Annotated in this window: 17 protein-coding genes and 1 pseudogene; 11 read left to right on the top strand and 7 right to left on the bottom strand. The window is 72.4% G+C overall.

What is annotated here, in order from left to right:
- Window positions 1–17 precede the first annotated feature (17 nt).
- On the bottom strand, window positions 18–935 hold the full coding sequence (locus ACFVQG_RS05960; RefSeq protein ID WP_383377308.1) for a helix-turn-helix domain-containing protein: 918 nt from the start codon (window positions 933–935) through the stop codon (window positions 18–20).
- A 169-nt stretch (window positions 936–1,104) separates the two neighbouring features.
- Between ACFVQG_RS05960 and tkt the strand changes: the two genes are divergently transcribed.
- The 6 genes from tkt (at window position 1,105) to gnd (ending at window position 9,530) form a co-directional block, all read left to right on the top strand.
- Window positions 1,105–3,180, top strand: coding sequence for a transketolase (gene tkt, locus ACFVQG_RS05955; RefSeq protein WP_383377306.1), 2,076 nt, complete (start codon window positions 1,105–1,107; stop codon window positions 3,178–3,180).
- A 19-nt stretch (window positions 3,181–3,199) separates the two neighbouring features.
- Window positions 3,200–4,345: a transaldolase gene (tal, locus tag ACFVQG_RS05950; protein WP_383377305.1), complete on the top strand. Its 1,146-nt coding sequence runs from the start codon at window positions 3,200–3,202 to the stop codon at window positions 4,343–4,345.
- A 227-nt stretch (window positions 4,346–4,572) separates the two neighbouring features.
- Window positions 4,573–6,078: a glucose-6-phosphate dehydrogenase gene (gene zwf, locus ACFVQG_RS05945; protein WP_383377954.1), complete on the top strand. Its 1,506-nt coding sequence runs from the start codon at window positions 4,573–4,575 to the stop codon at window positions 6,076–6,078.
- Window positions 6,075–7,010: a glucose-6-phosphate dehydrogenase assembly protein OpcA gene (gene opcA / locus ACFVQG_RS05940; RefSeq protein ID WP_383377303.1), complete on the top strand. Its 936-nt coding sequence runs from the start codon at window positions 6,075–6,077 to the stop codon at window positions 7,008–7,010. The genes zwf and opcA overlap by 4 nt, the downstream gene beginning before the upstream one ends.
- Window positions 7,003–8,649 (top strand): glucose-6-phosphate isomerase, encoded by a 1,647-nt coding sequence (pgi, locus tag ACFVQG_RS05935; RefSeq protein WP_383377301.1) that lies wholly within the window; start codon window positions 7,003–7,005, stop codon window positions 8,647–8,649. The genes opcA and pgi overlap by 8 nt, the downstream gene beginning before the upstream one ends.
- Before the next feature lie 2 nt (window positions 8,650–8,651).
- Window positions 8,652–9,530 (top strand): phosphogluconate dehydrogenase (NAD(+)-dependent, decarboxylating), encoded by an 879-nt coding sequence (gene gnd, locus ACFVQG_RS05930; protein ID WP_383377299.1) that lies wholly within the window; start codon window positions 8,652–8,654, stop codon window positions 9,528–9,530.
- 18 nt (window positions 9,531–9,548) lie between these two features.
- Here the strand turns inward: gnd and ACFVQG_RS05925 are convergent, their stop codons facing one another.
- Complete coding sequence (locus ACFVQG_RS05925) at window positions 9,549–11,330, bottom strand: bifunctional sugar phosphate isomerase/epimerase/4-hydroxyphenylpyruvate dioxygenase family protein (protein WP_383377297.1); 1,782 nt, start codon at window positions 11,328–11,330, stop codon at window positions 9,549–9,551.
- 337 nt (window positions 11,331–11,667) lie between these two features.
- The gene (locus tag ACFVQG_RS05920) at window positions 11,668–12,552 is read right to left on the bottom strand and encodes a shikimate dehydrogenase (RefSeq protein ID WP_383377296.1); all 885 of its coding nucleotides are present in this window, start codon (window positions 12,550–12,552) and stop codon (window positions 11,668–11,670) included.
- Window positions 12,553–12,720: 168 nt separating this feature from the next.
- Between ACFVQG_RS05920 and ACFVQG_RS05915 the strand changes: the two genes are divergently transcribed.
- The 4 genes from ACFVQG_RS05915 (at window position 12,721) to ACFVQG_RS05900 (ending at window position 17,356) form a co-directional block, all read left to right on the top strand.
- Window positions 12,721–13,386: a TetR family transcriptional regulator gene (locus tag ACFVQG_RS05915; protein ID WP_383377294.1), complete on the top strand. Its 666-nt coding sequence runs from the start codon at window positions 12,721–12,723 to the stop codon at window positions 13,384–13,386.
- Window positions 13,387–13,559: 173 nt separating this feature from the next.
- Entirely contained in the window at window positions 13,560–14,963 is a 1,404-nt protein-coding gene (locus tag ACFVQG_RS05910) for an MFS transporter (protein ID WP_383377292.1), read from the top strand.
- Between the two features lie 103 nt (window positions 14,964–15,066).
- Complete coding sequence (locus ACFVQG_RS05905) at window positions 15,067–15,957, top strand: DUF4232 domain-containing protein (protein WP_383377290.1); 891 nt, start codon at window positions 15,067–15,069, stop codon at window positions 15,955–15,957.
- A gap of 169 nt (window positions 15,958–16,126) precedes the next feature.
- Window positions 16,127–17,356 carry a serine hydrolase domain-containing protein gene (locus ACFVQG_RS05900; RefSeq protein WP_383377288.1) on the top strand — a complete coding sequence of 410 codons (1,230 nt, stop codon included), beginning with the start codon at window positions 16,127–16,129 and terminating at the stop codon, window positions 17,354–17,356.
- Between the two features lie 12 nt (window positions 17,357–17,368).
- On the opposite strand, the gene ribA is transcribed toward ACFVQG_RS05900, so the two are convergent.
- Entirely contained in the window at window positions 17,369–18,043 is a 675-nt protein-coding gene (gene ribA, locus ACFVQG_RS05895; RefSeq protein ID WP_383377287.1) for a GTP cyclohydrolase II, read from the bottom strand.
- Between the two features lie 42 nt (window positions 18,044–18,085).
- On the opposite strand from ribA, the gene ACFVQG_RS05890 reads away from it, so the two are divergent.
- Window positions 18,086–18,928 carry a creatininase family protein gene (locus tag ACFVQG_RS05890; protein WP_383377285.1) on the top strand — a complete coding sequence of 281 codons (843 nt, stop codon included), beginning with the start codon at window positions 18,086–18,088 and terminating at the stop codon, window positions 18,926–18,928.
- 131 nt (window positions 18,929–19,059) lie between these two features.
- Here ACFVQG_RS05890 and ACFVQG_RS05885 read toward each other — a convergent pair.
- From ACFVQG_RS05885 to ACFVQG_RS05875, 3 genes and pseudogenes are all read right to left on the bottom strand, one after another.
- Window positions 19,060–19,929: pseudogene (locus ACFVQG_RS05885) on the bottom strand (lysylphosphatidylglycerol synthase transmembrane domain-containing protein); the annotation flags it as partial.
- On the bottom strand, window positions 19,926–20,909 hold the full coding sequence (locus tag ACFVQG_RS05880) for an SAM-dependent methyltransferase (protein WP_383377282.1): 984 nt from the start codon (window positions 20,907–20,909) through the stop codon (window positions 19,926–19,928). The pseudogene ACFVQG_RS05885 and the gene ACFVQG_RS05880, both read right to left, overlap by 4 nt.
- Window positions 20,906–22,003: a glycosyltransferase family 4 protein gene (locus ACFVQG_RS05875; RefSeq protein ID WP_383377952.1), complete on the bottom strand. Its 1,098-nt coding sequence runs from the start codon at window positions 22,001–22,003 to the stop codon at window positions 20,906–20,908. The genes ACFVQG_RS05880 and ACFVQG_RS05875 overlap by 4 nt, the downstream gene beginning before the upstream one ends.
- Window positions 22,004–22,070: the final 67 nt, after the last annotated feature.

The following is a 22,070-nucleotide window of genomic DNA, read 5'->3' as shown; positions in this document are numbered from 1 at the left end:
CGGCCCTCTTCGCCGTGTCAGCGCAGCTCGGCCCGGAACGCCGCCGGGGTCGCGTCGGTGTGCTGGTGGAAGAACTTGGAGAAGTTCGCGGCGTCGGGGAAGCCGACCGCCGCGCCGACGCGGCCGATGGGCAGGTCGGTGTGGGCGAGCAGGCGCTTGGCCTCCAGGACGACCCGCTTGTCGATGAAGGCCTTCGGGGTGTCGCCGGTGGCGGCGCGCACCGCGCGGACGAGGGTGCGGCGGGAGTAGCCGAGCGCGTCGGCGTAGGCGCTGACGCTGTGGTTGGTGGCGAAGCCCCGCTCGACGGCGTCCCGGAAGAGGGTGAAGGTGGTGTCCGACCGCTGCCGCGCGCCCTCGGCCGAGCTGGCCGCGAGGTAGGCCAGGCGCAGCAGGAAGGCGCTGAGCGAGTGCCGCAGTACCGAGGTGTGCAGGCTCAGCGGCAGGGTGACGGTGTCCTCGTACTCGCGGCGGAGCTGGGCGAGGGCCGCGCGCAGGCCGTCGAGCTGGGCGGGGTCGGGGCGCAGCAGCGGGGGCAGGTCGTAGCGGTAGAGGCCGGTGGCCTCGACGGTGGCGCGGGGCAGGAAGCCGGGCTGCATGGCGAGGACGGTTCCGCGGTACTCGCCGGTGGTCGTGAAGCGGTGCACCTGTCCGGGGCGGATCCACAGCACATCGCCCGCGGTGGCCTCGTACTCGGCGAAGTCGATCATGTGGCGTACGGGGCCGTCGGTGAAGAACATCACCACGTGGAAGTCGATGCGGTGGACGCGTTCCAGGGGTGCGCCGCCCTGCCAGCCGCCGTCGGTGCCCATCGGGCCGATCTGGATGCCGACGCCGCAGATGCTCTCCTCGACCGGGAAGGCGAACGTGTCGATGCCGCTGCCCCTGCCGCTGCCGCTGCCCGTGCCGTCGTGCTCCGCGATGGTTGTGTCCGCCATGTCCTTCTCGCGCCGCCTTGAGGGTCTTCGTGGCCGTCAGGGTGTCCCACTTTCACCACAGGCTGACACACCCCGACCTGTCCTTTGAAAAGTCAGACTTTTACAGTCGAACGCGTCTCACCAGGGACGATGCAGCTTTTCATGAACTCTTGAAGAGGACTGGCTACAGATGAGCGCGCAGACACCCGAGGGCCTCGACTGGACGGACCTCGACCGGCAGGCCGTCGACACGGCCCGTCTGCTGGCGGCCGACGCCGTACAGCGGGTCGGGAACGGGCATCCGGGCACGGCGATGAGTCTGGCCCCTGCCGCGTACACGATCTTTCAGAAGGTGATGCGGCACGACCCGGCGGACCCGGAGTGGACCGGCCGCGACCGCTTCGTCCTCTCCCCCGGCCACACCTCGCTGACCCTCTACACCCAGCTCTACCTCGCCGGGTACGAGCTGGACCTCGACGACCTGAAGGCGTTCCGCACCCAGGGCTCCCGGACGCCCGGCCACCCGGAGTACGGCCACACGGCGGGCGTGGAGACCACCACGGGTCCGCTCGGGCAGGGCGTCGCCAACGCCGTCGGCATGGCGATGGCGGCCCGCTACGAACGCGGGCTGTTCGACCCCGAGGCGCCCGAGGGCGCCTCGCCCTTCGACCACACCATCTGGGCGATCGTCTCCGACGGCGACCTCCAGGAGGGCGTCTCCGCCGAGGCCTCCTCCCTCGCGGGCCACCAGAGGCTCGGCAACCTGGTCTTCCTCTACGACGACAACCACATCTCCATCGAGGGCGACACCGCGACCGCCTTCTCCGAGGACGTGCTGAAGCGGTACGAGGCCTACGGCTGGCACGTGCAGCGGATCACGCCCGCCGAGAACGGCGATGTCGACGTGCACGCGCTGTACGCGGCGCTCAAGGCGGCGCGGGCCGAGACCGCGCGCCCCTCGATCATCGCGATGCGCACGGTCATCGCCTGGCCCGCCCCGAACGCCCAGAACACCGAGGCCTCCCACGGTTCCGCGCTCGGCGAGGCGGAGATCGCCGCCACCAAGCGCGTCCTCGGCTTCGACCCGGAGCGCACCTTCGAGGTCCCCGACGCCGTCCTCGCCCACACCCGCGAGGCCCTGGACCGGGGCGCCCAGGCGCACGCCGCCTGGGACAAGCGGCTCGACGAATGGCGCGGCGCCCACCCCGAGCGCGCCGCCACCTTCGACCGCGTCAGCCGCGGCGAGCTGCCCGAGGGCTGGGAGGAGCACATCCCCGTCTTCGAGGCGGGCAGGTCCCTCGCCACCCGGGCCGCCTCCGGCAAGGTCCTCCAGGCGCTCGGCGCGGTCGTCCCGGAGCTGTGGGGCGGCTCGGCCGACCTGGCGGGCTCCAACAACACCACGATCGACAAGACGTCGTCCTTCCTCCCCACGGACAACCCCCTCCCCGAGGCCGACCCCTACGGCCGCACCGTCCACTTCGGCATCCGCGAGTTCTCGATGGCGGCCGGGATGAACGGCATCGCCCTGCACGGCAACACCCGCATCTACGGCGGCACCTTCCTGGTGTTCTCCGACTACATGCGCAACGCCGTCCGCATGTCCGCGCTGATGCAGCTGCCGGTGACGTACGTGTGGACGCACGACTCCATCGGCCTCGGCGAGGACGGCCCGACGCACCAGCCCGTCGAGCACCTGGCGTCGCTGCGCGCCATCCCGGGCCTGAACGTGGTCCGCCCGGCCGACGCCAACGAGACCGCCGTCGTCTGGGCGGAGATCCTCCGCCGCCACACCACCGCACCGGCCCCGCACGGCCTCGCGCTCACCCGGCAGGGCGTGCCCGTCTACGAGCGCAACGAGGACGCGGCGAAGGGCGGTTACGTCCTGCGGGAGTCCTCCACCGCCACGCCGGAGGTCATCCTGATCGCCACCGGCTCGGAGGTGCGGCTCGCGGTCGCCGCGCGGGAGGAGCTGGAGGCGGCGGGGATCGGCGCCCGGGTGGTGTCGATGCCGTCCGTGGAGTGGTTCGAGGAGCAGCCGCGCGCCTACCGCGAGAGCGTGCTGCCGCCGTCCGTGAAGGCCCGCGTTGCGGTCGAGGCCGGGGTGGGTCTGACGTGGTACCGGTTCACAGGTGACGCAGGACGGATCGTTTCGCTCGAGCACTTCGGTGCCTCCGCCGACGCCGCGACCCTGTTCGCCGCCTACGGCTTCACCCCCGAGAACGTCGTCGCCGCGGCCCGGGAATCCCTCGCCGCCGCGCGTGGTTGATCCGACCGCCAGAAAGAAGATGATCACAATGACCGAAGCGACCGCCACCCCGGAGCCCCTGCGGCGCCTGTCCGACGAGGGCGTCTCCGTCTGGCTGGACGACCTGTCCCGCAAGCGGATCACGTCCGGCAATCTCGCCGAACTCCTGACCACCCGGCACGTGGTCGGCGTCACCACCAACCCCTCCATCTTCCAGGCCGCCATCGGTTCCGGCGAGGGCTACGAGGAGCAGCTCGCCGACCTCGCGGTACGCGGCGTCACCGTGGACGAGGCCGTACGGATGATGACGACCGCCGATGTGCGGACCGCCGCCGACATACTGCATCCCGTGTACGAGGCGTCGGGCGGCCGGGACGGCCGGGTCTCCATCGAGGTCGACCCACGCCTCGCCCATGACACGGCGGCGACCGTCGCCGAGGCCCGGCAGCTCGCCTGGCTGGTCGACCGCCCCAATGTGATGATCAAGATCCCGGCGACCAGGGCGGGCCTGCCCGCCATCACCGAGGTGATCGCCCAGGGCATCAGCGTCAACGTCACGCTGATCTTCTCCCTGGAGCGCTACCGCGAGGTCATGGCCGCCTATCTCGCCGGTCTGGAGCGGGCGCGGGAGGCGGGCCTGGACCTGTCGGCCATCCACTCGGTGGCGTCCTTCTTCGTCTCCCGCGTGGACACCGAGATCGACAAGCGGCTCACCCTGCTCGGCACCGACGAGGCGCTCGCCCTCAAGGGCCGGGCGGCCCTCGCCAACGCGCGCCTCGCCTACGAGGCGTACGAGGAGGTCTTCGCCGGTGACCGCTGGCTGGCCCTGTCCGGGGCCCGCGCCAACAAGCAGCGCCCGCTGTGGGCGTCGACCGGCGTGAAGGACCCCGCCTACAAGGACACCCTGTACGTCGAGGACCTGGTCGCCCCCGGCACGGTCAACACCATGCCCGAGGCCACCCTGGACGCCACCGCCGACCACGGCCGCGTCACCGGCGACACGGTCACCGGCGGCTACGCCCAGGCCCGCGCCGACCTGGCCGCCGTGGAACGCCTCGGCATCTCCTACGACGAGGTCGTCACCCAGCTGGAGGACGAGGGCGTGGCCAAGTTCGCGACGGCCTGGCAGGACCTGCTGGACGCCGTGACGAAGTCGATGGACAGCAAGGGAGTTGAGGAGCAGTGACCTCCGCGAAGGCCGCGCCCGCAGGGAACACCACGAGCACCGGGGCCGCACAGAGCACCACGAACACCGCGCCCGCTGAGCAGCGTACGGACACCACGGACACCGCGGACACCGCGGCCACCGCGGACACCGCGGCCACGGGCAGCACGACGAAGCCCGCGCCCACCGCGACCGACACGCGCGCCGAAAGCCCGCCGGACCAGGCGACCGCCGACTGGAACAACCCGCTGCGCGACCCCCGCGACCGCCGACTGCCGCGCATCGCGGGCCCGTCCGGGCTGGTCATCTTCGGGGTCACCGGCGACCTGTCCCGCAAGAAGCTGATGCCCGCGGTCTACGACCTCGCCAACCGTGGCCTGCTGCCCCCGGGCTTCTCCCTGGTCGGCTTCGCCCGCCGGGACTGGGAGGACCAGGACTTCGCGCAGGTGGTGCACGACGCGGTGCGCGAGCACGCCCGCACCGAGTTCCGCGAGGAGGTCTGGCAGCAGCTCGCCGAGGGCATGCGGTTCATCCCCGGCGACTTCGACGACGACACCGCGTTCAAGCAACTGCGGTCCGCCATCGAGGAGTTGGACGCCTCGCGCGGCACCAGCGGCAACTACGCCTTCTATCTCTCCGTACCGCCGAAGTTCTTCCCGAAGGTCGTCAAGCAGCTGAAGAAGCACGGGCTGGCCGACGCGCCCGAGGGCTCCTGGCGGCGGGCCGTCATCGAGAAGCCGTTCGGGCACGACCTGAGGTCCGCCGAGCGGCTGAACGCGATCGTGCACGAGGTGTTCGACCCGGAGCAGGTGTTCCGCATCGACCACTACCTGGGCAAGGAGACCGTCCAGAACATCCTGGCGCTGCGCTTCGCCAACCAGTTGTTCGAGCCGATCTGGAACAGGTCGTACGTCGACCACGTACAGATCACCATGGCGGAGGACATCGGCATCGGCGGCCGGGCGGGCTACTACGACGGCATCGGCTCGGCCCGTGACGTCATCCAGAACCACCTCCTGCAGCTGATGGCGCTCACCGCGATGGAGGAGCCCGCCGCGTTCGACGCGGCGTCGCTGCTCACCGAGAAGCTGAAGGTCCTCAGGGCGGTGAAGGTGCCCCAGGACCTGGCCCGGCACACCGTGCGCGCCCAGTACGCGCCGGGCTGGCAGGGCGGCGCGCAGGTGCGCGGCTATCTGGAGGAGGCTGGCATCGACCCGGCCTCCACCACCGACACCTACGCCGCGATCAAGCTGCAGGTCGACAACCGCCGCTGGGCGGGCGTCCCCTTCTACCTGCGCACCGGCAAGCGGCTCGGCCGCCGGGTCACCGAGATCGCGGTGGTGTTCCAGCGGGCTCCGCACTCGCCCTTCGACACCACGGCCACCGAGGAACTCGGCGAGAACGCGGTCGTCATCCGCGTCCAGCCCGACGAGGGCATGACGGTCCGGTTCGGCTCCAAGGTGCCGGGCACCTCCATGGAGATCCGGGACGTGACGATGGACTTCGCGTACGGCGAGTCGTTCACGGAGTCCAGCCCGGAGGCGTACGAACGGCTGATCCTGGACGTCCTCCTGGGCGACGCCAACCTGTTCCCCCGTCACCAGGAAGTGGAAGAGTCCTGGAAGATCCTCGACCCGATCGAGGAGTACTGGGCCACGCACGGCAGGCCCGCGCGCTACGCGTCGGGCAGCTGGGGTCCGAAGGAAGCAGACGAGATGCTCGCACAAGACGGACGGAGCTGGCGCAGGCCATGAAGATCGACCTGACCGACACCACGGCAAGCAAGATCAACAAGGCGTTGGTGCAGGGCCGCCGTGCCCTGGGCACCCCCGCCGTGGGCATGGTCCTCACGATGGTGATCGTCACGGACGAGGAGAACGCCTACGACTCGATCAAGGCCGCCGAGGAGGCCTCCCACGAGCACCCCTCGCGCACCCTGGTCGTCATCAAGCGGCACGCCCGCACCCCCCGCGAGCGCCACCGCTCCCGGCTGGACGCGGAGGTGCGGGTCGGCTCCGAGGCCGGGACCGGTGAGACGGTCGTCCTGCGCACCTACGGCGAGGTGTCCGACCACGCCGACTCCGTCGTGCTGCCGCTGCTGCTGCCGGACGCGCCGGTGGTGGTGTGGTGGCCGGTGGACGCGCCGGACAACCCGTCGAAGGACCCCCTCGGCGCGCTGGCCCAGCGCCGGATCACCGACATGTACGCCGTCGAGCACCCGCTGGCCGCCCTGGAGACCCGCGTGAAGTCCTACGCGCCCGGCGACACCGACCTGGCCTGGACCCGGCTCACCCCGTGGCGTTCGATGCTGGCCGCGGCCCTGGACCAGGCCCGCCTCACCGTCACCTCCGCGGCCGTGGAGAGCGAGGCCGACAACCCCAGCGCCGAGCTGCTCGCCCGCTGGCTCCAGGCCCGCCTCGGCGTCACCGTCGACCGGGTCGAGACCGCGGGTCCGGTCGTCACCGGCGTACGCCTCGGCACCGAGAAGGGCGAGATCGTCATCGACCGCCCCGAGGGCCCGCTCGCCACGCTGGCCCTGCCCGACCAGCCCTCGCGCACCCTCGCCCTGAAGGTGCGCCCCACCTCCGAACTCATCGCCGAGGAGCTGCGGCGCCTCGACGCCGACGAGATGTACGCCGTCGCCCTGCGCGGCGAGGCCACCAAGGAGACCGCCTCCCATGTCTGACACCCCCCTGCTGACGCGGCGCCCGCAGTGGGCCGCCCTGGAGGACCACCGGGCGCAGGGCGTCCCGGGCCTGCGTGAGCTGTTCGCGGCCGACCCCGACCGCGCCGAGCGGTACCTCGTACGCGTCGGTGACCTGCGCATCGACTACGCCAAGAACCTGGTCACCGACGAGACCCTCGCCCTGCTCCAGGAACTGGCCGCCGCCACCGACGTCTTCGGGCTGCGGGACGCCATGTTCCGTGGCGAGAAGATCAACGTCACCGAGGGGCGGGCGGTGCTGCACACCGCGCTGCGCGCCCCGCGCGAGGCGGTGATCGAGGTCGACGGCGAGAACGTCGTCCCCCAGGTGCACGCCGTGCTCGACAAGATGGCCGACTTCGCCGGACGCGTCCGCTCCGGTGAGTGGACCGGCCACACCGGCAAGCGCATCCGCAACGTCGTCAACATCGGCATCGGCGGCTCCGACCTCGGCCCGGCGATGGCGTACGAGGCGCTGCGGGCGTACACCGCGCGCGAGCTGACGTTCCGTTTCGTCTCCAACGTCGACGGCGCCGATCTGCACGAGGCGGTCCGCGACCTGGACCCGACCGAGACCCTGTTCATCGTCGCCTCCAAGACCTTCACCACCATCGAGACGATCACCAACGCCACCTCGGCCCGCTCCTGGCTGCTGCAGGGGCTCGGCGGCGACGAGAAGGCCGTCGCCCGGCACTTCGTCGCCCTGTCGACGAACGGCGAGAAGGTCACGGAGTTCGGCATCGACCCGGACAACATGTTCGAGTTCTGGGACTGGGTCGGCGGCCGCTACTCCTACGACTCCGCGATCGGCCTCTCCCTGATGATCGCCATCGGCCCGGAGGCGTTCCGGGAGATGCTCGACGGCTTCCGGACCGTGGACGAGCACTTCCGCACCGCTCCCCCCGAGGCCAACGCCCCGCTGCTGCTCGGCCTGCTGGGCGTCTGGTACGGCAACTTCCTGGACGCGCAGTCGCACGCCGTACTGCCGTACAGCCACTACCTGTCGAAGTTCACCGCCTACCTCCAGCAGCTCGACATGGAGTCCAACGGCAAGTCCGTGGACCGCGAGGGGCGCGCCGTGGAGTGGCAGACCGGGCCGGTGGTGTGGGGCACGCCCGGCACCAACGGTCAGCACGCCTACTACCAGCTGATCCACCAGGGGACGAAGCTCATCCCCGCGGACCTCATCGGCTTCGCCCGGCCGGTCGCCGAGCTGAGCGACGACCTCAGGGCGCAGCACGACCTGCTGATGGCCAACCTGTTCGCGCAGGGCCAGGCGCTCGCCTTCGGCAAGACCGCCGACGAGGTGCGCGCGGAGGGCGTGCCCGAGGAGCAGGTGGCGCACCGCACCTTCCGTGGCAACCACCCCACGACCACCATCCTCGCCGCCGAGCTGACCCCGTCGGTGCTCGGCCAGCTGATCGCGCTGTACGAGCACAAGGTGTTCGTACAGGGCGCGGTCTGGAACATCGACTCCTTCGACCAGTGGGGCGTGGAACTCGGCAAGGTCCTCGCCAGGCGCGTCGAACCCGCCCTCACCGAGGGCGCCGAGGTACCCGGCCTCGACGCCTCCACCGCCGCCCTCGTGGCCGCCTACCGTGACCTCAAGGAAGTGAAGTGATCATGCAGCTCGGTCTCATCGGTCTCGGCAAGATGGGCGGCAACATGCGCGAGCGGATCCGCCGCGCTGGCCACACCGTCCTCGGCTACGACCGCAACCCCGACGTCTCCGACGTGGACTCCCTCGCCGCACTCGTCGAGCGCCTCGACGCGCCGCGCACGATCTGGGTGATGGTCCCCGCGGGCGCCGCCACCCAGTCCGTCGTCGACGAGCTGTCCGGTCTCCTCCAGGCCGGTGACGTCGTCGTCGACGGCGGCAACTCCCGCTGGACCGACGACGAGAAGCACGCCACCGAACTGGGCGCCAAGGGCATCGGCTTCGTCGACGCCGGTGTCTCCGGCGGCGTGTGGGGCCTGGAGAACGGCTACGCCCTGATGGTCGGCGGCGACAAGGAGCACGTCGACCGGCTCCAGCCGGTCTTCGACGCCCTCAAGCCGGAAGGCCCGTACGGCTATGTCCACGCGGGCAAGGTCGGCGCCGGGCACTTCTCCAAGATGGTCCACAACGGCATCGAGTACGCCATGATGCAGGCCTACGCCGAGGGCTGGGAGCTGCTGGAGGCCGTGGACTCGGTGACCGACGTCCGCGAGGTCTTCCGCTCCTGGCAGGAGGGCACGGTCATCCGCTCCTGGCTGCTCGACCTGGCCGTCAACGCCCTCGACGAGGACGAGCACCTGGAGAAGCTGCGCGGCTACGCCCAGGACTCCGGCGAGGGCCGCTGGACGGTGGAGGCGGCGATCGACAACGCCGTACCGCTCCCGGCGATCACCGCCTCGCTGTTCGCGCGGTTCGCCTCCCGGCAGGAGGACTCCCCGCAGATGAAGATGGTCGCCGCGCTGCGCAACCAGTTCGGCGGCCACGCGGTCGAGTCGGCCAAGTAGGCGGCTGCCGTACGGGGTTCAGCGCGCGGCGTGCTGCGCGGCCAGGCGGACCGGGGCGTTGGGGGCGCCGTAGCCGCGGTAGCCGCCGTCGCGCTGGACCAGTTCGAAGAAGACCCGGCCGACGGTCGTGGTGTAGCAGTGCCGGAAGACGCCGTGCGCGTCGCGGTCGTAGAGGATGTCCAGCTCGCGATAGGTGGCCAGCTCGTCGTCGGGCAGGTCGTGGCGGGCGGCGAGGTCGTCGTAGTAGTTGGCGGGCACCGGCAGGAGACGGCCGCCCGCGTCCCGGAAGCGGCGGGCCACGGCGATGACGTCGTCCGTGGCCAGCGCGATGTGCTGGGCGCGCACGGTGTCGTCGGTGGGCGCCGCGCCGACGGTGAGCGCGATCCGGACGCTGCCGTCGGCGTTGGTGACGGCGCGGCTGCGCAGCAGGCCGTAGGGGTCGGCGACGTCGACGCTCTCCTGGGCGCGCAGGCCGAGGACGGTGCGGTGGAAGAGGGCCGCCTCGTCGAAGTGGTGCCAGGGCTGGGTGAGGGCGAGGTGGTCGACACGGGTCACGCCGGGGCTGGCGGAGGCGTCCTCGACCTGTACGAAGTCCGTGCGCCAGTCGGGGAGTTCGGGGTCTCCCGTGGCGCAGAAGAAGAGTTCGGTGCCGTCGGGGGCGGCCACCGCGTCCAGGGGCACGTCCTCGCGGGCGCGGCGGCGGGGCAGCACCGGGGCAAGCAGGGCCTCGGCTCGGCGGGCGGCGGCTGCGGGGTCGGGTGACTCCAGCCCCACGGCGGCGAGTTGGGTGCCGTCGCGGCGGGCCCCTGGACCGGTGTTGACCAGGACGCGGGCGTCGCCCTGCTGCCACAGGTCGACCGGTTTGCTGCGGTGCCGGGCGGTGCGGGCGAAGCCCAGGGCGGCGAGCTGTGCGGTGACCGGGGCGGAGTCCGGGGTGACCAGCTCGGCGAAGGCGACGCCGGTGGGGACCACGGGCGGGGGCAGTTGGGCCGCGCCCACGGTCTCCATCAGGGCCAGCAGGGAGCGGTGGGCGTCGACGGCGGTCGGAGCGGCCTCGGCCTGACGGAAGACGTCGTTGAAGACCTCCAGGGACAACGGTCCGCGGTATCCCGTATGCAGTACATGGCCGACGAGCCCCGGCACATCGAATCCACCCTGCCCGGGGAAGCACCGGTAGTGGCGGCTCCACTGGAGCACGTCCATGGCGAGCCGGGGCGCGTCGGCGAGCTGGAGGAAGAAGATCTTCTCGCCGGGGATGTCCTCGATGCCCTTCGGGTCCGAGCCGCGCGACAGGATGTGGAAGCTGTCCAGGCAGGTGCCGAGCGCGGGGTGGTCGGCGGCGGCCACGATCCGCCAGGCGTGGTCGTAGGTGCTGACGTGCCGTCCCCAGGCGAGCGCCTCGTAGGCGACACGGATGCCGAAGTCCTGGGCGAGAGCGGCGAGTTCGGCGAGCTGGCGGGCGGCGAGATCGTCGTCGTCCACGGCGAGCGGGGAGACGCTGGAGCAGACCAGTACGGTGTCCGCGCCGAGCCTGCGCATCAGCTCGAACTTGTGCCGGGCCCGGCGCAGATTGCGGGCGAACTCCTCCCGCGGCACGGCCTCGATGTCCCGCATCGGCTGGTAGAGGTCGATGCTCAGGCCCAGATCGGCGCACCGGGCGCGGATCTCCTCGGGGGTGAGGGGGCTGGCGAGCAGGTCGTTCTCGAAGATCTCGACGCCGTCGAAGCCCGCCCGGGAGGCGGCCGTGAGCTTCTCGGTGAGGGATCCGCTGAGGGAGACGGTGGCGATGGAGGTGCGCACGGGGGCCTGCCTTTCGGGGGCTGCCGTTGGAGGGCTGCCGGTCGGAGGTGCCTTGTCGGGGGGTGCCTCGACGGGGACGGCCTTGTCGGCAGCTGCCTTGCCGGAAGCCGCCTTGTCGGAAGCTGCCTTTCGGGGAGCTGCCTTGTGGGGACCGCGCTGGGGGAGCTGCTTTTGGGGGCTGCCCTGCGGGAGCCTCCTTCTGGGGACTGCCCTGCGGGAGCCACCGCTTAGGGGACTGCCCTGCGGGAGCCACCGCTTAGGGGACTGCCCTGCGGGAGCCACCTTCTGGGGACTGCCCTACGGGAGCCACCGCTTGGGGGCTGCCGTTCGGGATGGCTTACTTGGGTGCGGTGACCGGCCCGGCCAGTTCCGCGATGTCCGCGAGCATCCGGGCGCTGTCCGGCTCCCGCCCGGTGAACAGCCGGAAGGCGTCCACCGCCTGGAAGGCGGCCATCCCGGCGCCGTCGAGGGTGGCGCAGCCCAGGGCGCGGGCGGTGGTGAGCAGCTCGGTGTCCAGGGGGCGGTAGACGACCTCGGCGACCCACAGCCCGGGGTGGAGCAGCCCGGCGGGCAGCGGCAGGCCGGGGTGGGCGGCCATGCCGGTGGGCGTGGCGTGCACGAGGCCGCCCAGACCGTCGGCCTCGCGGAGCAGCCGTGGCAGCCGGTCCAGGGTGGCGGCGGTGGCGCGGTCCGGTCCGAAGTGCTGGCCCAGCGAGTCGGCGAGGGCGGCGGCCCGCTCCGGCAGCGCGTCCACGACGGTGACCCGACCGGCGCCGAGGGTGAGGATGGCATGCGCGACGGCCGCCCCCGCGCCGCCCGCGCCGAGCTGCACCACGCGCTCCAGCGGGGCGTCGGGCAGTCCACGGGCGAAGGACGCGGCGAAGCCGGTGACGTCGGTGTTGTGGCCGGTGGCACGGCCGTCCTCGAAGACGACGGTGTTGACCGCGCCCAGCGCCCGGGCCTGCGGGGCGAGCGCGTCGAGGTGCCCGATCACGAGCTGCTTGCAGGGGTGCGTGATGTTCAGCCCGTCGAACCCCAGGTCACGGGCGGCGCGCAGCAGCTCGCCCACCGCCTCGGGAGGCACCCCGAGCGTGTCGATGTCGATCAGCCGGTACAGATAGCGCAGGCCCTGGCGGTCGGCCTCCCGCTCGTGGAGGGCGGGGCTGAGCGAGGGTCCGATGCCGGAACCGATCAGCCCGACGAGAAACGAGTCCTTGGCCACGCGGACCTCCTGGGCGGGGCAGCCCTTACAGGGGGATGCCAATGTACGAACTGGTGAGTTAGTCCCCCTGTCATACCCCAAGCGCGGATCCTTGCAAAGCCCTCACGGCATCCGCCGTGCCGCTCCTTCTACAATCACCGGCACTGGCCCTACGCCCGAAGGAACCCGATGACCAGCGTCGACGAACCGGCACGACCGAACGGGCGGATCCGGGACGCCGTCCGCACGAAGGCCGAGATCCTCGACGTGGCGACCCAGGAGTTCGCGCGGGCCGGTTACGACGGCGCCCGCGTCGACGAGATCGCCGCCCGCACCCGCACCACGAAGCGGATGATCTACTACTACTTCGGCGGCAAGGAGCAGCTGTTCACGGCCGTGCTGGAACGGGCGTACGGGGTGATCCGCGAGGCCGAGCAGCAGCTCGACGTCGACCACCTCGACCCGGTCGCCGCCATCCGGCGCCTCGCCGAGGTCACCTTCGACCACCATGAACAGCATCCCGACTTCATCCGCCTGGTCAGCATCGAGAACATCCACGGGGCCGAGCACATCGCCGCCTCCGAGAAGCTCGGCCGGATCGGCTCCCCGGCGCTGGACGTGATCCACCGGATCCTCGCCTCGGGGCGGAGGTCGGGGCTGTTCACCGCGGACGTGGACGCCGTCGACCTGCACGCGATGATCAGCTCGTTCTGCTTCTTCCGGGTCTCCAACCGGCACACCTTCGGGGCCCTGTTCGGCCGCGACCTGGTCGATCCGGAGCAGCGCGAGCACTACCGGAACATGCTGGGCGACATGGTGATCGCCTATCTGACGGCGGACCGCGCGGCGGAGTGAGCCGGGGGCGGCCCGGTGCCGCCCGACCCCTTGACACGTGGGACACCTCGGCGCAACATCCCTACCCACCGCGACTAACTATCTAGTGGGTTAATTAGCCGCTCAACAGATCGGCACTTCTCCCCCTCCCCGCACCCCTCCGCCTATGGTGGAGCGCCCGAAGGAGCCGCCGCGTGTCCGTCCCCGCATCCCCCAGCAGCCCCGCCCCGCCCGGCCAGCCGCCCGGCCAGCCGCCCGGTCAGCCGCCCGGTCAGCCGCCCGGTCAGCCGAAGAAGGCCGCGACGGCCGCCTGGATCGGCAGCGCCCTGGAGTACTACGACTTCTTCATCTACGGCAGCGCCGCCGCGCTGATCTTCCCCGAGGTCTTCTTCGACGAGTCCGACCCGGCCACCGCGACCCTGCTGTCCCTGGCCACCTTCGGCGTCGCCTATGCCGCCCGTCCGATCGGCGCGCTGTTCCTCGGCCACTACGGCGACCGGGTCGGCCGTAAGAAGATCATGGTGTTCACGCTGATGCTGATGGGCGTCTCGACGTTCCTCATCGGCTGTCTGCCGACCCGCGACCAGGTGGGCACCCTCGCCCCGGTGCTGCTGGTGCTGTGCCGGGTGCTCCAGGGCATCTCGGCCGCTGGTGAGCAGGCCAGCGCCAACTCCATGACCCTGGAACACGCGCCACCGCACCGGCGCGGCTTCTTCACCAGCTTCACCCTCAGCGGCACCCAGGGCGGGCAACTGCTGGCCACGCTGGTCTTCATCCCCGTCGCCGCGCTCCCCGAGGAGCACCTGATGTCCTGGGGCTGGCGCCTGCCGTTCTGGCTGAGCGTCGGGGTGGCCGTCGTCGGGTACGTCATCCGCCGCAAGCTGGACGAGACCCCGGCCTTCGAGCGGCAGGCGAGCAGCGCGGGCGTGGTGAAGCTGCCGCTGGCGGTGCTGACGCGCGAGCACTGGGCGGACGTGCTGCGGGTGGTCGCCGCCGCGCTGATCGCCTCGGTCAGCACCATCTTCACCGTCTGGGCGCTGGCGTACGCCACCAGCGACTCGGTCGGCATGAGCCGGTCGTCGATGCTGTGGGTGGGCGCCCTCGCCAATGTCGTCGCGCTCGCCGCGATTCCGCTGTGGGCCTCGCTGTCGGACCGGATCGGCCGCCGCCCGGTGTTCCTGGTCGGCGCCGTCGGCAGCGCGGTGACGATGTTCCTCTACCTGTGGGCGATCTCCACCGGCTCCTACCCGCTGGTCCTGGTCCTCGGCATCGTCGCCTTCGGTGTCGTCTACAGCGCCGCGAACGGCGTGTGGCCCGCCTTCTACGGCGAGATGTTCTCCACCCGGGTCCGGCTGTCCGGGATGGCGATCGGCACCCAGATCGGTTTCGCCGTGGCCGGTTTCGCGGTCACGTTCGCGGCGCGGATCGCGGGCCCGGACGGCGACGACTGGTTCGCGGTGGCCCTGTTCACCGCCGCGCTGTGCGTGCCGCCGGTGGTCGCCGCGCTCTCCGCCCGGGAGACGCACAAGGTGCCGACCGAGCGGCTCGGGGAGCGGACGGCCGCCACGGTGGAGCGGCGCGAGACGGTCTCGGTCTGACGGCCGTGCCGCCCCCTCCCACCTGCGCCTTGTGACACCCCTGTAACAGGAATTGTGGCCTCCGCCACGGACCCGCCGGGCGCGGCCCTGGTGGGGTGACCGGATGCGTCCCGCCTCCCTCACCCCACCGGCCGCGCTCGTCGGCGTCCTCCTGCTCACCGCCTGCGGCACGGCGGAGGGCGACGGCGACGGCACCGCCGACGGCGGCACCCCGTCGTCCACGGCGTGCGCGACCGCCCAGCCCGTCGACACCACGGGCCTGGAGCTGGACGGCGTACGCGTCGACGCCCTCGGCGGCGTCGGCTACGACGGCTGCGCCGCGCTCAGCGTCACCAACGACGAGGCGAAGGCCCACACCTACACCGTCACCCTGTCCGTGACGTCGGAGTACGGAGAGGCGCAGGACAGTCTGACGGAGACGGTCGCCTCCGTTCCGCCGGGCGGGACCGTGCGGCACACCCTCGACGCGCACCAGCCCCTGGTCACCCCGCAGGGCCAGGCGCTGGTGCGGATCCTCAAGGTCCGCAGCGTCCCCACCGACGAGGCACCCGCGCCGGGCGGCCCGTGCCCGGAGTCCGGGATCCGGCTGACGGCGGACCAGGGGGACGCCGCGATGGGGCTGCGGGTCGTCGGGCTGCTGCTGGAGAACTGCGGCACCACCCCGTACCGCCTCGACGGCTACCCGGAGGTGGACGTGCTCGGCGAGGACCACGACGTCGTGACCGACGTGAAGGTCCTGGACGGCAGCGACGACATCGCCATGAGCCCCGGCACCGACGGCCCGCCGCGCCCGCTGGACCTGGCACCCGGCGAAAGCGCCCGTTCCTCCCTGGTGTGGCGCAACACCGTCCAGGCCGGTACGCCGGTGAACGCGCCGTACGCCAGAGTGCGCGCCAAGCCCGGCGCCGACCCGGTGACCGTGACACCGGAACTGGACCTCGGGACGACGGGGAAGCTGGGCGTCGGCCCGTGGCAGCCGGAAGCCGCGGGCTGACGCCGGGCGCACCGGCCCGGCCCCTCTCGCCGGAGGTGTCGGTGCCGACCGGCACGGGCACTTGACCATCAGCGATCAAGGACGTCAAAAGGGCCCGGTCGGCTGGTCGCCGGGCGACGATTGAGGTCAGAGGCGACGACGGCGGAGCAGAGCGCACCGGAGGCACGTGATGGCACGACTGCGGCAAGAGGTCGACCCGGCCGGGGCCGGACTGGACCCGAGGGCACTGGACCGCCTCGACGGGCACTTCGCCCGCTGCGTCGACGAGGGACGGCTGCCAGGCTTCCTGGTCGCCGTCGCCCGCGGCGGGCGCGTGGCCCACCTGACCGCCTACGGCCACCGTGACCTCGCCGCCGCGCTCCCCGTCGAGTCCGACACGCTGTGGCGGATCTACTCCATGACCAAGCCGGTCACCGCCGTCGCCGCGCTGCTGCTGGTGGAGGAGGGCAGGCTGGGGCTCGACGACCCGGTGGCCCGGCACCTGCCCGCGTTCGCCGACGCGCGGGTGTACGACGGCGGTTCCGGGGACGACGTACGGACCCGGCCCGCCGCCGGGCCGATCCTGATCCGCCATCTGATGACCCACACCGCGGGCCTGACCTTCGGCTTCTACCACACGCACCCCGTCGACGCCCTCTACCGCGACGCCGGACTGGAGTCGTCGGTGCCGCCGGGCGCCGACCTCGCCGAGACGATCGAGGTGTACGCCGGACTGCCGCTCCAGTTCGAACCGGGCACCCAGTGGAACTACTCCGTCGCCAGCAACGTGCTGGGCCGTGTCATCGAGGTGGTGTCCGGGCAACCGCTGGACACCTTCTTCGCCGAGCGGATCTTCGGCCCGCTGGGCATGCCGGACGCCGGTTTCGAGGTCGACGGCGAGCAGTCCGGGCGGCTCGCCGAGCTGTACGGGGAGACCGAGGACGGCGGCGTCAAGCCCGTCCCCGGGCTGCCGTTGCACGGGCGGCCCCGCTTCCTGTCCGGCAGCGGCGGCATGGTCGCGAGCGCCTACGACGTCCACCGCTTCACGGAGGTGCTGCGCCGCCGCGGCGAACTCGACGGCGTACGCCTGCTCGACCCGCGGACGGTGGACCTGATGACCGCCAACCAGCTGCCCGGCGGCGCAGATCTGCGCGCGTTCGGCAGCCGCCCGGCCCATGACGAACCCGGCAACGAGGGCGTCGGCTTCGGCCTCGGCGTCTCGGTGGTGATCGACCCCGACCGCACCAAGGCACCGGCGGGCCTCGGCACCTACGGCTGGACCGGGGTGGCGACCACGACGTTCTGGGTCGATCCGAGCCGCGATCTGACCGTGCAGTTCATGACGCAGGTGCGGCCCCGGACGTCGCACACGGTGTTCTCGGACCTGAAGCGGCTGGTGCACCAGGCGGTTACGGGGTGACCCGCGAAGCCCCTACGGAGTGACGCCCGCGGCTCGGGGCGCCGTCGCGTCCAGGTGGGGCAGGTGGTGGTCCAGCCGCTCCCGCTTGGTCCGCAGATAGGTGATGTTGCTCTCGCAGGGCGGGATCAACAGCGGTACCTGCTCGGTGACCTGGATGCCGTGCCGGACCAACGCCTCCCGCTTGCGGGGGTTGTTGGACATCAGCCGGACCGAGTTCACACCCAGGTCGTGCAGGATCTGGGCGGCCACACCGTAGTCCCGGGCGTCCACCGGCAGACCGAGCGCGAGGTTCGCCTCGACCGTGTCCAGGCCCTCCGCCTGGAGCGCCATCGCGCGCAGCTTGGCGAGCAGTCCGATGCCGCGGCCCTCGTGGCCCCGCAGGTAGACGACCACGCCGCGCCCCTCGGCCGCGACGGCACGCAGCGCGGAGGCCAACTGGTCACCGCACTCGCAGTGCTGGGATCCGAAGGCGTCGCCGGTCAGGCATTCGGAGTGCAGCCGGGTCAGCACGTCCTCGGCACCGATGTCGCCGTGCACCAGGGCGACTTGTTCGTCACCCCGGTCGTGGTCGAGATAGCCGATGGCGCGGAATTCGCCGTACACGGTGGGGAGCGGGGCATTCACGACGCGTTCCACGCCGGTGCGCTGTGGTGACTTGGTGCCGATTATGCCGAGGTTTTCTGTCATGATTCTCGCGTTCCTAATGCAGAGATGAAGGGCCGGGAAGAAATGAGTGGTTCTCAGATACGGTCGACCGCATACGATGGTTCGTCGACCGCGCACGGCCTGCCGACCGCATACGATGTACTGCCGACGGGCGGTGCATTGCCGACGGGCGGTGTACTGCCGACGGACACCACAGAGGACGTACGCACCCGGGGCGCGGGCGCCGCGCGGCAGGTCGCCGTCCTGCCGGTGGGGAGCCTCGAGCAGCACGGCCCGTACCTCCCGCTGACCACCGACACGCTCGTGGCCTGCGCCATCGCCCGGGAGATCGCCGCCGTACACCCGGTGCACCTCCTTCCTCCGGTGACGATCTCCTGCTCGCACGAGCACGCGGCCTGGCCGGGAACCGTCAGCATCTCCTCCGTGACCCTTCACGCGGTGATACGGGACATAGCGGCGTCGCTCCGCCGGTCGGGCGTCGACGCCCTGGTGCTGGTCAACGGGCACGGCGGGAACTACGTCCTGGGCAATGTCGTTCAGGAGTCCACCGCGCGCGGTGAGCGGATGGCGCTGTTCCCGGCCACCGAGGACTGGGAGACGGCGCGGGAGCGGGCCGGGGTGCGGACCTCACTGCTCACCGATATGCACGCGGGGGAAATCGAGACCTCCGTCCTTCTGCACACTCATCCGGAATTGGTCCGGCCCGGCTACGAGACCGCCGATTTCGTCGCCGACGACCGGCGGCATCTGCTCACCGTCGGAATGTCCGCCTATACCGACTCGGGGGTCATCGGGCGTCCCTCCCTGGGCGACGCGGAAAAGGGGAAGGCATTGCTGGCGAGCCTGACGGAATCCTTCGGGGCGTATGTCGCGGTGCTGACTTCGGCGGGCGGCGAGCTGCCGTAGGCGCGGGCCCGCGGATCGCCGGGGGCCCGCGAACCGCCGTACCACCGCACGGCCAGCACGACCACCCCCGGCAGACTGGCCGCGAAGGTCAGCACCCCGTACACGACCGCCACCGACAGACCACTGCCCGCCCCGAGCCCCGCCGCGCCGAACGCCCAGGCGGTGACCCCCTCGCGCGGCCCCCAGCCGCCGACGTTCAGCGGCACGCTCATGGCGAGCAGCGCCAGTACCGCCAGCGGCAGCAGCACGGTCACCGGCGCACCGGTCCCGGCGACCCGCGCGGCCAGCACGAACGTAGCGACATGGCCCGCCAGGACGACGACGGAGGAGCCGACGACGCCCGGACCGTTGCGCCGGGACAGCAGGGCCTCGCGCACCTCGCCGAGGAGGGCACGGCGCCTGCGGGCGGCGGGCGAGCGGTTCATGCGCAGGGCGAGGACCACGGCGAGCGCGCCCACCCCGGCGATCAGCACCGGCAGCGCGGCGTGCCGGGTCGCGGTCCGCACCGGCGACGGCATGGTCAGCAGCACGGCCACGCCCACGACGGCGAGCACGAGTTGCCCGGCCGTCCGCTCCAGCACCACCGAGCGCACCCCCCGGCCCAGGTCCCCGGCGCCGCGTCCGTGCCGCACGGCCCGGTGCACGTCGCCGAGGACACCGCCGGGCAGGGCGGCGTTCAGGAAGAGGGCGCGGTAGTAGTCGGCGACGGCCCCGGCGAGCGGCAGCCGGATGCGCAGCCCGCGCGCCACCAACTGCCAGCGCCACGCGCTGAACACCGTGGTCACCAGCCCGATCGCGACCGCCGCCAGCAACGCCGCCGCGTCGATCCGCCGCAGCCCGTCCAGCAGGACGCCGGTGCCGAGCCGCCACAGCAGTACGGCGAGGATGGCGACGCCGGCGAGCGTGCCCAGGTGGGTGCGCAGGGCGCGCGCCGCGGGCGGCTTCCCGGCCGTGGCCGCCGCGGGCGGCTTCCCGGCCGTGGCCGCCCGCCCGCCGCTCATGATGCCCCGCCCGTCGGACGGGCCAGCGCCAGCAGGTCGCTGTGGTGGACGGTGACGCGCAACTCCCCCGCGCCACAGGCGGCCAGCCGGGCCGCCAGGTACTTCTCGGCGCGGGCCGCCAGTTCGGGACGCTGCTCCACCGCCGCTTGGACCCAGCCGCGCAGCCACTGCGCGGTCAGCTCGGCCTCGTCGGGACCGAGCCGCCAAGGGCTCGGCCGCACCCGTACGGTGGCGCCGTGCGCGGCGAACGCCTCGCAGGCCACGGTGACCGCGTCCGGTCCGAGCAGGCCACCGCGGCGCTGGTGCTCGTTGAACGCCTCGGTGATCTCGGCGTCCAGCGGATCGCCGGGACTCAGTTCGACGCGCCCCGCCACCGTCAGTGTCAGCAGGGCCGGGCACCCGGCTGCGGCGCAGGTGGCGGCGAGCGTGTCGACTTCCTCGCGGGTGAGTACGTCGAGCAGTGCGGAGGCCGTCACCAGACGGGCCCCGGCCAGCGCGTCCACGGTCAGCCGGGCCACGTCACCGCGCCGGGTCTCCACGGTGACCCGGCTGCCGTCGGCGGCCGAGCGCGGCGACGACACGGCGGCGAAGTGGAGGAGGTAGGGGTCGCGGTCGTGCAGGATCCAGTGCTGGGCACCGTCGAGGCGGGGGGCCAGCCAACGGCCCATGGACCCGGTGCCGCACCCCAGGTCGTGGACGACCAGCCCGCCCGAGCGGCCCGGCAGGTTCGCCAGCCGGATCCGCAGCGGGTCGAGCAGCTCCGGCGCCCGCGCGGCGGCGTCGGTGCCTTCGCGCAACTCCAGCCACTCGGGAGCGTACCGGGGCGGCTCCCCGTCACCGTCCTCGGAGCCGGAGTCCCGCAGCCGCAGGGTCGGCCGCTCCCCCGGCCTGGCGGCGGGCCCGGCGCCGGGCATCACGGCGGGTCCCGGCTGGGCGGGGAGGGTCGGGGCGCCCTGTCGTGTGGCCGTCGGCTCGTTCATGCCGCCCTCCGGGGTTCGGTCGGGAGCCGGGTCAGTACCCCGGCCAGGTTCTTGGCGGTCGTCGCCCAGCCGTCCAGGGCGGCGCGGCGGCCACGGGCGGCGGCCTTCAGGCGGCGCCGGACGTCGGCCTCGCCGAACCAGCCGCGCAGTTCGGCGGCGAGCGCGGCCGGGTCCTCCGGCGGTACGAGGATGCCGGGCACGCCGCCGTCGGGGGCCCGGCCGACGGCCTCGGGGAGCCCGCCGACGTCCGTGGCCAGCACCGGGATGCCGCGCGCGAGGGCCTCGGTGACCGCCATGCCGTAGGTCTCGGCGTAGGAGGCGAGGACCATCAGGTCGGCGGCGGCGTAACTGGCGTCGAGCGCGGCACCGGCGCGGGGTCCCGTGAGGCGGACGCGGTCCTGGAGGCCGTAGTCCTCGATACGGCCGCGCAGTCGGGCCACGTACTGCGGGTCCTGGGTGAGTCCGCCGACGAAGGTGCAGGTCCAGGGCAGGTCGGTGACCGTGGCGAGGGCCTCGATCAGGCGGTGCTGGCCCTTGCGCGGGGTGACCGAGGCGACGCACAGCAGCGCGGAGACGCCGTCGGTGCCGGGGGCGAGGGGTGCGATGTCGGCGCCGGGGGCGGCGACGTGGACGCGGTCGGGGGCGAGTCCGTGGTGGGCGACGAGGCGGCGGGCCGCCCAGTCGCTGGTGGCGATGACCGCGGACGCGGCGCGCAGCACGGTCCGCTCCCTGGCGTCGAGTTCGGCGGCGCGCCCGGGCGCGAGACCGGTCTCGTCACCGAGCGGCAGATGGACGAGCACGGCGAGCCGCAGCCGCTCCGCCTCGGGTACGACGGTCTCCGGGACGCCGCAGGCCACCAGCCCGTCGAGGAGTACGACGGACCCGTCCGGCAACTCCCGTAGCTCGCGGCCGAGTTCGGCGCGGGCCGTCGCGTCCGGGCTGGGCCAGGCGCCGTCGACCAGGTGTCTGTGCACCTGCCAGCCGAAGCCGGGGAGGTCGAGGCAGACGCGGCGGTCGTAGGCGTTGCCGCCGCTCGGGGCCGCCGGGTCGTCGACGCCGCCCGGCATCAGGAAGTGCACGGTGCGCAGGGACATGGGGATGATCTCGCCGTTGCTCGGGGCCGCCTGCGCGGGCACGTAGGCGAGGGGGGTGTGCTCCAGG

The sequence above is a fragment of the Streptomyces sp. NPDC057877 genome (assembly GCF_042796855.1).
Lineage (GTDB): Bacteria > Actinomycetota > Actinomycetes > Streptomycetales > Streptomycetaceae > Streptomyces.
Note: the sequence above shows the minus strand (reverse complement) of the source record. Positions and strands in the feature narration are given on the sequence as shown.